Origin of the sequence: Psychrobacillus sp. L4 (genome assembly GCF_042944905.1) — a bacterium.
Classification (GTDB): Bacteria; Bacillota; Bacilli; order Bacillales_A; family Planococcaceae; genus Psychrobacillus.
Genome location: NZ_CP168496.1, coordinates 973,967 through 987,790, shown reverse-complemented (window position 1 = coordinate 987,790; position 13,824 = coordinate 973,967). Strand labels below are relative to the sequence as shown.

Below are 13,824 nucleotides of genomic sequence, written 5' to 3'. Positions count from 1 at the left end.
CATTACTTTCTTTTTACAAAATATTTATCCATTCGAACAAGAAGAATCAGGACAATAAATCCAATCCAAACTCCTGCAATTAACCAACTATTTAAGTCTTTTACTTGAATAAAAACAATACTTACTGTTGCTGCGATTAACCAAAAAATTGTCCATGCCATTTTAAATCCCGAAAAAGGAACATAGTACAACTTTTGACTTTTGCGGAATACTAAAAACAAAGCCACACAGTAAGAGGTGACATATGAAATTACTGCTCCCCATATTCCGTACATTGGTATAAATAGCATGCTTAAGATAACGCAAACTATCGCAGCTATTCCAAAAGCAATGGAAATATGTTTCGTTTGTTTGGAATAAAAGATTCCAGTTGAAACAATCATATAAAAGAAGTTTATAAATGTTGCAATAGCTATTGGTGCTACGTATGGATAAGCAATCTGATACGGTTCTGCCAGTACTAAAATAACTAAAGGCATAATCGTAGCGAGTAGCAATACCCCAAAACTTCCTATTATTAAAATCGCCGCATATAAAGTCGCAAATAACTGTGGACTTGACTCTTTATCTTTTAAAGACATAGAAAAAGGTCGCCATGCTAGCTGAACCCCACTCGTTAATAATGTGATGAAAGTCGCAAATTTTATAGCAGTACCGTATATACCTGATTCTGTGAAAGATGAATATTCTTTCAAAAAGAATACATTGGCATTAATAATTACCCAAAACGCAAGTGAGGCTGGAACAAGAGGGGTTGCATATATTAATATTTTCTTTAAGATTCTCCAATCAAAAATAGGACGTAAATATGGCATTGAAGGTTTTATCATTACTAAAATAATAATTCCAACACTTAATAGACGGGCGATTAAAACACCTTCAACTGATGTCCAAATATATATAAGAAAAACAATTGATAAAATTGCAAATAATAGCATTTTTGCTACCGTAGTGATAACAACTTTCTTCGTTTTAAATTCATAACGAAGTATTGTTAAAACTAACGTAATAATTGTATCTAAAAATAAAGTGGCAAAAGCTATATAAAATAAATAACTATAACCCTCTGAGTCTAAAAGTGTCTTTGATAGCCAATCTCCTCCAAGAAAAAAGACTATAAACAAAAGAACCACAATTAATAAACGGAATGTCATAACGGATCGAACATATTTTTCTCTTGTTTCTTTGTCTTTATACTCAAAATAATAGTATGCTAACGCCGAATCTGTCCCAAAGATAACTAAAAAAGTCAGCATAGAAACAAGTCGATCAATATAATCTAACATACCATATTCAGCAAGACCAGATAGATAATAAGTATAGAATGGAAATAATACAAAAGCGATTAGTTTCGTTCCTACATTCATAAATGCGTAAAGGAGCGAATCCGCTCCTAAACGTTTTAGCTGAGAAAACACTTAGAGTAGTTCCTCCTCAGGTACATTTTTCAAGAATCTAGCAGGGAACCCTTTAATCACTGTTTTTTCTTCTGTATCTTTTGTAACGATGGCTCCCGCTGCTACAAAAGTTTCTTCTGCAATTGTAATACCAGGAAGAATAATAGAAGCTCCTCCAACACGCGCCCCACGTTTTACAATTGCTCCACGAATTTTATCAAAACGTGCTTCCGTTCTACCCATAAAGTTATCATTTGTCGTTGTCACACAAGGTGCGATGAACACATGATCTTCTAAAGTAGAATGCGCTGTAATATAAGAGTTCGATTGAATTTTCGTACGGTCACCAATTGTGACAAAGTTTTCGACAGTCACATTACGTCCAATGATTACGAAAGAACCAATTTCCACATCTTCACGAACTGTTGCCAAATCAGCAATTAATGTACTTTCCCCTATAATTGCGCCTCTATATACAATCGTATTCGCTCCAACTGTACATTCTTTTCCAAGTTGAAGCGGAGGAATTTTTTTAGTAATTTGCATCGTACTTGTTTTTGCAGGTTTTGGTTGTTTACCGACCACTGCACCATCATCGATCGTTGTACCATCACCAATAATAGAATCTGCATGAATGGTTACACGATTACCGACGCGAACATTGTTACCAATTTTCGCGCCTTCTTCAATTACTGAGAAATGACCAACTGTCGTATTTTCACCTAATTCAGCAGTTTCATGTATAAAGTTCATTTTCGTTGCCCCCTTATAGCTTAATATAACGATTTGGAGTTTCGATTCCTTTGAATGCATTACGCGTATCAAAAATTACTTTTGATTTTTTGGCGATAGTTGCATAGTCAAATGAACTATGGTCTGTTGCTAAAATGACAATATCCGCTTCTTCGAGTAATTCATCTGTTAATTCAGATGTTTCTAAAGTCTCACCATTTACTCTAAATTGTCCTACATGAGGATCGATTGATTTGAAATCAGCACCTTGTTTAATAAGTAATTCGATTAATTTTAATGATGGAGATTCACGCATATCATCGATGTCTTTTTTATAAGCAACTCCAAGTAAAAGAACTTTCGCATTACGAAGTGCTTTACCTTCATCGTTTAATATTTGCATTGCACGTGTAATAACATAATCTGGCATCGAGTTATTAATTTCACCAGCTAATTCGATTAGTTTTGTATGGTAGTTATATTCTCTAGCTTTCCAAGTTAAATAGAATGGATCGATTGGAATACAGTGTCCACCTAAACCTGGGCCTGGATAAAACGCCATAAAGCCGTATGGTTTCGTTTTTGCTGCATCAATAACTTCCCACACATCAATTCCCATTTTTTCACAAAGAATAGCCATTTCATTTGCAAGTGCAATATTAATATGACGGAATGTGTTTTCAAAAATCTTTTCCATTTCAGCAATCGCTGGACTTGAAACTTTATGAACATCCCCATCTAGTACACTGCTATAAAGAGCAGCTGCTACATTCGTACATTTTTCCGTAATACCACCAACTACTTTTGGTGTATTTTTTGTATTAAAGCTCTTGTTACCTGGATCTATTCTCTCAGGAGAATACGCGATGAAAATATCTTCTCCTACTGTAAATCCTTGATCTTCTAATGCTTTGCGGATAATTTCTTCTGTAGTACCTGGGTATGTTGTTGATTCAAGAACTACTAAAGTTCCTTTTTTTGCATATTTTGCGATTTCATGCACAGAACTTTCTACGTATGAAGTATCTGGTTGTTGATAAATATCTAATGGAGTTGGTACACAGATAGCTACTGCATCCACTGCAGTAATAGAACCATAATCGGAAGAAGCTCTTAAGTGACCTGAATCCACCATATCTTTCAAATCATGATCTACTACGTCACCAATGTAGTTAATTCCTTCATTTACTTGTTCTACTTTAGATTCTTGTACGTCAAAACCAATAACAGTGTATCCAGCTTTTGCTTTTTCAACCGAAAGTGGTAATCCAACATAGCCTAATCCAACTACACCAATTACCGCAGTACGATTTTCAATTTTTGCTAATAATTCTTCATAATATGTAGACATTATTGTCTCTCCTTTAATTGTCAATCAGATTGTATAACTTTTAAGTAACTTCCAGGCGACTACCATTTTTCTGTTTACGAAAATGTAATACGTTTCCCTGTTTCAGATGATTCAATAATTGCTTCGATTAAACGAACTGGGTTATAACCGTCTAAGCCACTCACTGCAGGATCTCTATTTTCTTTTATCGCAGCAACCATATCTTCAATAATACAGTCATGACCTTTTTTGCCCCAAGGCTCATTTTGTATTTTCGCTTTAAGTGCTTCGACTTCCTCTTCTTTAACTCCTTCAACATCCCATGTTTCAATGAATAAAGCATTTTTCCCACTAACTTTCACGCTAGCTGTTTCACCAAAAATGGAAAGAGATTCTTCTAAATTTTGAGGATAAATCGTCGTTGCAGCTTCTACAACACCAAGTGCACCACTTTCAAATTCGATTAGCCCAGTTGCAACATCTTCTGTTTCTATATCTCGGAATCTTGTCGCTACCATCCCTTGAACAGATTTTACAGGACCCATAAACCAAAGAAGTAAGTCTAAATTATGTATTGCCTGATTCATCAACACGCCACCATCAAACTTCTTCGTACCTCTCCAAGGAGCTTGGTCGTAATATTCTTGACCTCTATTCCATCGAACCGTTGCATTTGCGTGACTTAACTTACCAAATTTTTCTGCATCCATTAATTTACGAACTTCTATAATTGCCGGACGATAACGATTTGGATGTACGATAGCAAGCTTAACGCCTTCTTTTTCTGCTACTTCCATCATTTCTTTCGCATCCGCAGAATTTAGTGCCATTGGTTTTTCCGTAATAATATGTTTCTTATATTTCGCAACAATCTTCGTCAAACTTGCGTGAAGGCCAGATGGGACACAAATATTCACAACATCAATTTGAGAGTTGTCCGAAAGCATTTTTTCTAAGTCCGTATACTTTAATACATTCTCATCTTCTATTGTTAATCGATCAGGGTTGTTATCACAAATGGCAAATAGGTTTGCACCTTCTGTATTGCGAATAGCAGCTATATGTTTATCTGCGATGAAACCCATACCTACAATTGCAAATTGAATCATGCTCTTTTACTCCCTCTAGCTTCTAAAATGTATTTCCATAAAGATAAAATAAATACCGTTAATAAAATCCCAAAAATAAATCCAGCAATTGTACCTTCTAAACCATATGATTTTGTTTTCACAACAGTAGTAGCTTTAGCAAGAGCAGGTTTTTCATATACTAGAATATCATTTTTTACACGTTGTTCGGTAGCTAATGCATTCGTTAAATCCATTTCAGCTGCACTTAACAACATCGCGTAATTATTGTTTACCGTTACGTTATCAGTGCCTGCCAAAGCAGCTTTATAAGCTTCAATCGCAGTTTTTAATGTTTCAATACGCTCCGCTTGAACTTTTGCGTAATTTTCAGTTCCTGCAATAATTTTATTATATTGAGCCATTAGAGCACCAAATAATTGATCATTGAACTGATTAAGTTCTTTTGTTACTTCTTCTTTATTATTCCCATAAGTCTCTGTTTTAATATAACTTCTAGTTGGAACAAATACTTCTGTTTTTCCTGTAAAATGGTTTCCGTACATAGTCATAATATGTTCTGGATTTGTTAACGCCTCTATTTTTACAGAACCTGTGAATACGATGCTCTTACCAACGTAATCACCATCTTTAGGTAATAACATAGAACCTACAAATCCTAGTATAGCTACAACTATTGGAATAATAATAAACCAAATCTTTTTATTCCAAAAGAATTCTAATGAATCATATAATCGGTAACTCTTATTTTCTGTCATTACACTTCTCCTTCAATACAGGCAGGTAGAGGGAAACGTATACACGTCTCCCTCTACCAATTCACCATTTCATTATTTTTTAGCAAAAAACTCCGCAATTTTTTCAACCACGTATTTTTGTTGTTCTTCTTTCAACTCTGGGAACATCGGTAAAGAAAGAGCTTCATTTGCCGCTTTTTCAGTTTTAGGGAAATCCCCTTTTTTATATCCTAAGTTTTCAAAAACAGGTTGAAGATGCAAAGGTAGTGGATAATAAATCATCGTAGAAACACCATTTTCATTCAAATAAGCTTGTAATTCATCACGACGATCTGTCAATATCGTGTATTGATGGAACACATGATAGAATCCTTTTACTTTTACAGGTGGTTGCACATACTCAGACACTCTTTCATTTAATAAACTTGTGTAAAAGTCTGCATGCTTTCTACGTTGCTCACCCCATTTATCCAAATGAGGGAACTTAACATTTAATATTGCTGCCTGCATTTCATCTAAGCGACTGTTATATCCAAGCACATGATGATAATATTTTGGTTTACTGCCATGTACTCTTATTACTCTACTCTTTTCAGCAATATCATCATTATTCGTAACGACCATTCCAGCGTCGCCATAGGCACCAAGATTCTTAGTTGGGAAAAAACTATAGGTAGCTGCATCGCCTAGTTCTCCAACTGAAAATTCTCCTTGTTTTGAACCAATTGCTTGTGCTGCATCTTCAATAACAACTAAATTATGTTTATCAGCAATTTTACGAATACTTACCATATCCGCCATTTGGCCATATAAATGAACCGGAATAATCGCTTTTGTTTTATCTGTAATATGTTTTTCAATTTCGTTTGGATCTAGATTAAAGGAAACTGGGTCAATATCGGCATAAACTGGAGTTGCTCCAGCTCTTACAATTGCTCCACCTGTTGCAAAAAATGTAAATGGTGTCGTAATTACTTCATCTCCAGCACCAATCCCCGCTGCTTGTAGAGCAATATGAATTGCATCGCTACCATTTCCACAACCGATACCATGAGAAACATGACTATACTTAGCGATATCCGCTTCCAGTTTCTTCACGTTATTACCTAGAATAAATTGTGAACTACTCATAACACTATCTAGTGCTTCTAACACTTCACTTTTTAAATATGAATACTGCTCGGATAAATCTAACATTGGTACTTTCATCTCGTTTACACCAACCATTCAATGAATTATTTAATAAATATTATTATGTGAAAAGCACAAAATCCCTAAGTTCTAGAATGCTCTAGAATAATTAGTGGACATCTCTGACTGACTTGAAAACACTTGTCCTCAGTCTAAAAGCTAGTTGCGCTTATACCCAACAACCTTACGGAAAACAGCTATTATTGGTCGATACTCGTCATTTACGAGACCAATTTTTTCTGCAACAATTTCAAATGCTATTAAAATAAAAACAACAATGAAAATAGCCCATCTTAACGTTAATGTTTCAAATGTAATCGCCGAGATACTAAATATCAAACCAAAACCATATATTACTAACACAGTATCTCGATGTGATAGTCCGAGCGCTAACAATCGATGATGCAAATGCGATTTATCCGCAACCGATATGGGCTTTCTATTTACAAGTCTACGAATAATCGCAAACGAAGTATCAAATATAGGTACACCTAAAATCATAACTGGTACAACAAAGCTAAACAATGTCACACTTTTAAACAATCCTAGTAAGGATAATATAGCAATAGAGTATCCTAAAAACATGGATCCAGTATCTCCCATGAAAATCTTTGCCGGATAAAAGTTATGAAATAAAAACCCAAGTGTACTTCCTAATAAAACTAAAGAGAGTGTTAATATCAACATTTTATCTGCAGAAAATGCTAGAAAAGCAATACTTGCAAATACAATGGAAGAAATACCAGCAGATAATCCATCTAAACCATCAATTAAGTTAATCGCATTTGTTATGGCTAAAATCCATAGTAAAGTAACTACATATGAAAAAATCCCTAGATCAAATACACCTAAAAATGGAATATTTAATACTTGAATTGTCAAACCACTACCCATTACTGCACAAGCAGCAAGTATTTGGCCTGCTAATTTAACTTTCGCAGAAATTTCATACTTATCATCTATTATTCCCAAAACAATGATGATCAATGCACCAACAATTATCCCATTAATCTTTGCTTCATATAATCCTGCCACAAAATATCCTACAGTTACTGCAATAAATATTGCAAGACCACCTAATCTAGGCATCACATTTTGATGAACCTTTCGTTCCGAAGGTTTATCTACAGCTCCTATTTTATGTGCCAATTTAATAACAAGTGGTGTAACAGCAATTGCGGTTACCAGTGATACGATAAAAGCAAGAAGTAATTTTATATCCAAAAATATCATCCTTGTCTTTTTATTTAATAGTAGTAATTAGTATGTTCTTCATTAATAGACGTGTTAGCAATATTAAAGTTTCTTCAATTAATGATTATACTATAAAAGTAGAGTTGTAACCAAGTTTAATATAAAGAAAGAAAAGACTGACTTTTCGCATCGGTATTAGCGAAAATCAGTCTTTCTTATACCATAATAAATATCGCATTTCTTTTGATATTATCACCTGTGTAAACGCTCGTTTTTTTACGAAAAATCTGGCCAGTTAACTTGATATTTATCGCCGTCAATTTGACCTAGTGTTCGATATTTGAATGGTAACAATTCATTCATTTGTAATTTTTCTAAAGCTCTTTCTAGAGGCAATAATTGAAAACTATCGTCTTCTTCTATGATTAAATAAGCTCCAACCACTTTTCCTTCTTCTTTCGTACTTATTCGCATGTAAGCAGGAAAATACAGATTGTTTGTAGATTGTATAATAGAAGAAGCGAGTACTACATTAGTACCATCTGCAACTACATTGTCTTGATCAATTTTATCAAAAACTTTTAAAGCCCAAGCTTGACGTTTATAATAGCCAATAACCTTTGGGGCTTGCTCTTCTGCTAAAGAACTAGGCGAATTAATATTCCCCATATTTTTTTCTTCCGAAGTCATGTATTTCCCTCCACAGTTAGCTCTAAATCCTTACCAATTACGTTAACACATATCCAAAGTCACTGCAATAACTAGACCTTTTTGCTTATGATTCAGTTTCATAATTCAGAGTTAGAGCATAAAATACGAACAATATTTAAGTAACAAGTGAGAATACATATAATATGCTCTTCATAAATCAGCATGATTCCGCTATCTTCGGACGCTTTTCGCGGGATGAACGATGAGCCATCATCGCCGCATTCGCGTCGTTTGCGATGGCTCAACTGTCACCCCGCTAGTGTCGCCGCCTGTCGGTCCAATCAATAAAATAATCCTTGTTTGTGTATCAATAATTAAATGCTATTTATGAAATTAACTCTATAATTAATCTTTATAGATGGCTTGGATATCGTCAATAATTATTTCACCATTCGATTTATTGGTATTTTCCGTTTGCATATATCGAATTGGTAAATCCATTTTCAGTGGGTAGGTTAAACCAGTTGGAACACTTGCCTCGACAAATTTCCAGTCTGTCCAATTGACATTTTTATCCAGATCTAACTGAATTACTTTACCAGTTGCATCAACTAACTGAGCCCTTAACCAGTTTCCTTTTCCATCACCTTTTACCCACATACCGATTTTTTTCGGTGGAGTACTTATCGTTAAATTTGTTTTTGCTTTTACATATGCGCCAGATGTACCAGAAGTACCTGTAAAGTCATATACGAGTTTTAATGCTTTTGTACCGTCTCGATCATTCACTACCTCTTGAACAGAAACAGATTTCACTCGATCTCCAGTTGCTTCGTAATTTAATATACCTTTATTAAAAGATTCTAATATAGTAGGCGCTACTTCTCCTACTATAACCGGTATTGTAATAGATTTTGAACCATACTTTATTGTAATAGTACCAATTCCATCTTTATTTTGTGCTGTATACTTGCCATTTGCTTGAACAGTTCCACCTGTTGCTGTCCAATTAAATGCAGCAGCTTCTGTTAAGACTGCTTGCCCATTTTTCATGCCTTTTGCAGAAAGTTGAATAGCCTGTCCTTTTTGTACTTGTAAATAACTATCCGAAGCAACAATACTATCTAAAGAATTAGTTACTACTAGTTTGATAGTTGTTGATTTCCCATCATACGTTACAACTCCATCATATGTTCCCGGGCTAGCTGAAACGACTTGTTTGCCACCACTTGAAGTCAAAGCGGCAGAAGTTACCTTTCCAATTCCTGATACTGCTACTGGATTCATATATTGGTCGATTCCTTTAACTGGGACAGACAAGTCTGTATATGCAGCACCTTGGAATACTTCTAAAACATTCGAAGTTGGGGCAATTGTATTTAATGTACTTGTTTTATATTTACTAATAAATAATAAAGTGTTTGAAACCGAACGTTCATACCCATCTGACGGTTTATTTACTACTGTTACTTTGTCATTCCCTAGTTCTCTAGTAACTACAGTAGAAGATCCTCCACCGTCAAATGTCATGGCATAGTTTGCCCCTAAATCTTTCATGAGTTTAGCAGTGTTTTGTAAAGTTAACCCTTTACTATTGCTTGTTCTTCCATCAATAACAGCCGTGAAGATACTTCCATCGCTTCGAATACCTACTGCCGTTCGAGGAGCAACACCTGCTACTTGGATTGTTTGAAGTGTTCCATTTTTCACTAAATGATATCGTCCGCTTACAGCTTCTCTCACATCATTCCATTCTGCAGGAGTAAAGCTTGTATTAATCTCAATTTTGTCCCCAACTTGTATAGTTTGTAAGAACTGACTTGCGAAGTTATGGCCAGATAAGATGATTTCATTTCTATTTAATATAGCATTTCCAACACCTGTGACATTTTCAATAACTGTACCAGTTAAAATTTCTTTTCCATTTAACTTACCAGACTCTACTTTAACTCTTACTTCCGTACCAAGCCCGTTCGTATTTGTAGTTGCGGCAAAATCTCTTGTATAAACAACTAATTGATTTGCCAATCTTTTTCTATTAACCGAATTAATCGCATAAGATTGTTGTCCATTAACGGAAACATTCATCGATACTTGGGGAGCTCCTATAACTGCTTTTCCATCTGCTTTAATACCTAGTACAGCTAATTCATTTATGGATGTTTGTGGTGTTGACACAATGGATCCTTCCATCATCATTAGATCAATCGGTTGTCCTTGACTATCAAAGTAATCCGCATTAACCCCAGCAACAACGTGATAAGAATCATCTTGTTTTACACCGTTCGCTTGAGATGATGTTGTTTCTAATCCAATTAGTTGGTCTTTAGCAAGCTCTGTTTTTAATTCGATATTAGCAGTTTTACCATCATAATCGATGACGAAAAGGTTTTGCTTACCAATTTCGCCGTCTATATCAAAGTATTTCTTCCGTATACCTGGTGCAATTTGTGTAACGGATTGACTCAATACTTTCCCACCAGTTAGATTAGGTGTAGGTTCTGTTGGGAATAATGAAGTTGAATTACCCGGTCCTGTACTCGGAGTTCCTTGCGCTAATGCTAGTTCTTGTAATTTCGCTTTGGACGGCGTTTTGTACTCTACATATCCAGCAATTTTAGTAATATACATATTACCGCCAAGTCCATATTGACCACCATATAGTTCATCATAGCGATATACGCGGTATTGCTCGCCTACTTTTAATACTCTTTCAAAGACTAATCCGCTTGAAGTACGTTTCCATAAATTAATTGGTTTTAATACTTTTATTTTACCTGCTTGACCAGGAACCATTAAAATACCGTCCCAATAAACGTTTCTTGTTTGTGCTTCCGCCTGATTTGGTTGGAATAGTGCACCCGTGACAATTGCAAAAAGAATTAAAAAGTAAAGCAATTTTTGTTTCATTAAATTATTATTCTCCTTTTTTAAGAAAAGCGCACGCGCCTAAGTCTGCCCCGACAAGCAACGTTCTTCTGCGGCGAATTTGCTCAAGAGCGGTTGCCGTTCGAGGTCAAATAACTATTTAAGTGATATCTATGGAATTGACTGCTACGAAACCATCATTTCCTTTTCTTCTAAATTTCGTTTTCCATTTATCTCATTGCTATTGTTGCTTTTGCTTTCGGTTTTTTTCAATTGTATATTTCCATAAATTACTTCCACCATCGTGATAGTAAAGGTCTCCGTTCACATCTTTCGCAAGACCATAAACCCCTTTGTCTTTCAACCACTCCACAGTTAAGTTATCTTTAGTTACTCTAAAAAGCTTCCCTTCAACACTTCCGAAAATATACCCATCGTCACTATCTACAATTTGTGCATTACGGAATCTACCTGAGATTAAAGGCAACAGCTCAACGGATTTAACTTCTGTCCCTTCATCTGTATAAACGAATAGTTTTCCATCTGCCATACCCCATATTTTTTTATTACTATCTACTATTAAACTTGTAATCATACTAGAGTCAAAAGGTAGATTAATGTATATCTTATCCTCAGGATTTCTTCTATTAAAATAGAAGAATCTTGCCCCTCTTGGATTTACTTGCTGATTTGCATGAATAGACGTTCCACCAAATACTTGAGATCCTCTACTTACCAAAGAAACAATACTTTGGTTGTAAATATAATCTTCATATACGTCAATTTTCTTTGTGAAGGTATCATAAAATGCTAGATCCCCACCACCAACACTTGCATCTGGTAAAGTTCCAAAAATAATTTCTTTCCCCTCATTAAAAGGTGTTACAGCAGTTGTTCGTTCTTGCCCATATTGGCTCATCCGAATAACTTCATTTGGATTATCAGCATTCCAAGGAAGTGAACGATCATAAACTAACAATCTAGCAAGCGGATATGCTCCAATATAAAGTTTGTTATTAATGTCAAACATTGTTTCGATTTGACTAATATTTCGATATAACTCTCTATTTCCAGTTGCAACATCGTATATGCCAAGTCCACCCGACATATAGCCATTTGCAAAGATTTTTGTGCCATCTGAACTAGAAGCTAATGTATATAGTTCTACTGGTTGCTCTGGTAAATCGAATTGAAGATAATTCATTTCTTCCGTTTGTGGGTTGTACTCAAATAACTGGCCTAAATTATCTACCATTCCAGATAATACCCAGTTTTTCGGTTCTATTTCATTAGATTCCTCAAGGATTGGAATCGCTGGATGGTGCAGGGTTGGATTTACTATATCCAGAATGCTCTTATTATTGTGTGTAACAACCGGAGTATTCTCTTTTAACTCTTCTTTGTTTTTTTTACCTTCTTCTATCGCTTTTGTATTTTTCATAACAAAGTCTAAGTTAACAGCTTCTGTTCCTTTTGGTAAAAATAATCCCAGTTCTGTATGCTCTTTTGTACTGAAATCATATTTTATTAATTGTTGTTCTTTTGTATAATACAAAGATTTCCCATCAGGTGATAATGTAGAAAGCGTTTTGGACTTTAGATCAAACTCATCTACTATTTTTAGCGTCTTTCTATCAAAAACTACCGCTTTATTAGAGGGATGTAATCGGGCAACGAGATATTTATCTGTTAATATTAAGTCTTGAGCATATTTTTCAGACATATATTTTGCCGGCAAAAAGGAAGTAAATTTTTTCGTTTTTGGTTTTTTTACTAACAAATCCATCGGAGACCCAATAGACACAAAAATTTCATCCGTTTTTTCATCGGCTGCTATCGCTTTTACAAACTCTCTTCTTTTACGTATTTGTCCAAACTCTTCAATCTTTTTTGTTATTGTGTCATATGACGCAAGTGATCCACCATAAGCAGAACCAACATATACTTTATTTCCTTCTACTATTAGATCTTGAATAGATGTATCACTCTTGTTTGAAAAAATTGCTCCATGCTTTTCAAAAACTTCAGTGTTTGGATCATAACTATAAAGAACACTTGAAACTGATCCCCCAACCCAAAGCTTTCCATTTTTATCTACATCTAATCCCCAAGCACTTTTAGAATCTTCTAAAGTAAAACTATGTACAATTTCCTTTGTTTGATAATCTACTACAACTAAAGCTGTTGGAGAACCGTGCATGATGTAATAGATAAAGTAATCTCCTTTGATATTCGCACCTATTTTAGATGTAATGGCGGAAGCTTTAAAAATTACTGGACCTAGGTTTTCATGGCCTTCCAAGCTTACTTCTTGTTCTGGTTCAACCTCTACTACATCTTCTAACCATTCTTCGACATTTCTATCAACTTCCACTATTTCTTCACTTTTACTATTTTCTTTTTTTGGCAAAACCAATTCTTCAGCATTTGCAATACTTCCTATTGGTGTTGATAGCATTGCTACTATTAATGGAATATAAATTTTCTTCACAATAAAACCTCCTTCAATTCTATTTTAACATTAACATCATTTGGAAACATTTAAAACTTATTCTTGTAATATAATTGAAATATTAGCAACTTATCTTGTAAATGCTAGTTAGTTTGTTTCATGATATAATGAAGTTTGGAATTTA

10 protein-coding genes are annotated in these 13,824 nt (G+C 34.8%); all 10 read right to left on the bottom strand.

Annotation, left to right across the window (positions count from 1 at the left end; genetic code table 11):
- Positions 1–2 precede the first annotated feature (2 nt).
- Entirely contained in the window at positions 3–1,418 is a 1,416-nt protein-coding gene (locus ACEPXG_RS04615) for a lipopolysaccharide biosynthesis protein (protein ID WP_391207974.1), read from the bottom strand.
- Complete coding sequence (locus ACEPXG_RS04610; protein ID WP_391207972.1) at positions 1,419–2,150, bottom strand: acyltransferase; 732 nt, start codon at positions 2,148–2,150, stop codon at positions 1,419–1,421.
- A gap of 13 nt (positions 2,151–2,163) precedes the next feature.
- The gene (locus ACEPXG_RS04605; protein WP_391207970.1) at positions 2,164–3,480 is read right to left on the bottom strand and encodes a nucleotide sugar dehydrogenase; all 1,317 of its coding nucleotides are present in this window, start codon (positions 3,478–3,480) and stop codon (positions 2,164–2,166) included.
- 74 nt (positions 3,481–3,554) lie between these two features.
- Positions 3,555–4,568: a Gfo/Idh/MocA family protein gene (locus ACEPXG_RS04600; RefSeq protein ID WP_391207968.1), complete on the bottom strand. Its 1,014-nt coding sequence runs from the start codon at positions 4,566–4,568 to the stop codon at positions 3,555–3,557.
- Positions 4,565–5,305: a hypothetical protein gene (locus tag ACEPXG_RS04595; RefSeq protein ID WP_391207967.1), complete on the bottom strand. Its 741-nt coding sequence runs from the start codon at positions 5,303–5,305 to the stop codon at positions 4,565–4,567. The genes ACEPXG_RS04600 and ACEPXG_RS04595 overlap by 4 nt, the downstream gene beginning before the upstream one ends.
- 72 nt (positions 5,306–5,377) lie before the next feature.
- The gene (locus ACEPXG_RS04590) at positions 5,378–6,493 is read right to left on the bottom strand and encodes a DegT/DnrJ/EryC1/StrS family aminotransferase (protein WP_391207965.1); all 1,116 of its coding nucleotides are present in this window, start codon (positions 6,491–6,493) and stop codon (positions 5,378–5,380) included.
- Positions 6,494–6,634: 141 nt separating this feature from the next.
- On the bottom strand, positions 6,635–7,699 hold the full coding sequence (locus ACEPXG_RS04585) for a glycosyltransferase family 4 protein (RefSeq protein WP_151699100.1): 1,065 nt from the start codon (positions 7,697–7,699) through the stop codon (positions 6,635–6,637).
- Positions 7,700–7,945: 246 nt separating this feature from the next.
- Positions 7,946–8,359 (bottom strand): hypothetical protein, encoded by a 414-nt coding sequence (locus tag ACEPXG_RS04580; RefSeq protein ID WP_391207962.1) that lies wholly within the window; start codon positions 8,357–8,359, stop codon positions 7,946–7,948.
- A gap of 366 nt (positions 8,360–8,725) precedes the next feature.
- The gene (locus ACEPXG_RS04575; RefSeq protein ID WP_391207960.1) at positions 8,726–11,230 is read right to left on the bottom strand and encodes a phosphodiester glycosidase family protein; all 2,505 of its coding nucleotides are present in this window, start codon (positions 11,228–11,230) and stop codon (positions 8,726–8,728) included.
- 199 nt (positions 11,231–11,429) lie between these two features.
- Positions 11,430–13,679 carry a hypothetical protein gene (locus ACEPXG_RS04570; RefSeq protein WP_391207958.1) on the bottom strand — a complete coding sequence of 750 codons (2,250 nt, stop codon included), beginning with the start codon at positions 13,677–13,679 and terminating at the stop codon, positions 11,430–11,432.
- Positions 13,680–13,824: the final 145 nt, after the last annotated feature.

What these genes read in the sequence shown, in the direction of transcription:
- ACEPXG_RS04595 (WP_391207967.1), bottom strand. Translation starts at nt 5,305, where the DNA reads ATGACAGAAAATAAGAGTTACCGATTATATGATTCATTAGAATTCTTT.
- ACEPXG_RS04605 (WP_391207970.1), bottom strand. Translation starts at nt 3,480, where the DNA reads ATGTCTACATATTATGAAGAATTATTAGCAAAAATTGAAAATCGTACT.
- ACEPXG_RS04590 (WP_391207965.1), bottom strand. Translation starts at nt 6,493, where the DNA reads ATGAAAGTACCAATGTTAGATTTATCCGAGCAGTATTCATATTTAAAA.
- ACEPXG_RS04610 (WP_391207972.1), bottom strand. Translation starts at nt 2,150, where the DNA reads ATGAACTTTATACATGAAACTGCTGAATTAGGTGAAAATACGACAGTT.
- ACEPXG_RS04580 (WP_391207962.1), bottom strand. Translation starts at nt 8,359, where the DNA reads ATGACTTCGGAAGAAAAAAATATGGGGAATATTAATTCGCCTAGTTCT.
- ACEPXG_RS04575 (WP_391207960.1), bottom strand. Translation starts at nt 11,230, where the DNA reads ATGAAACAAAAATTGCTTTACTTTTTAATTCTTTTTGCAATTGTCACG.
- ACEPXG_RS04600 (WP_391207968.1), bottom strand. Translation starts at nt 4,568, where the DNA reads ATGATTCAATTTGCAATTGTAGGTATGGGTTTCATCGCAGATAAACAT.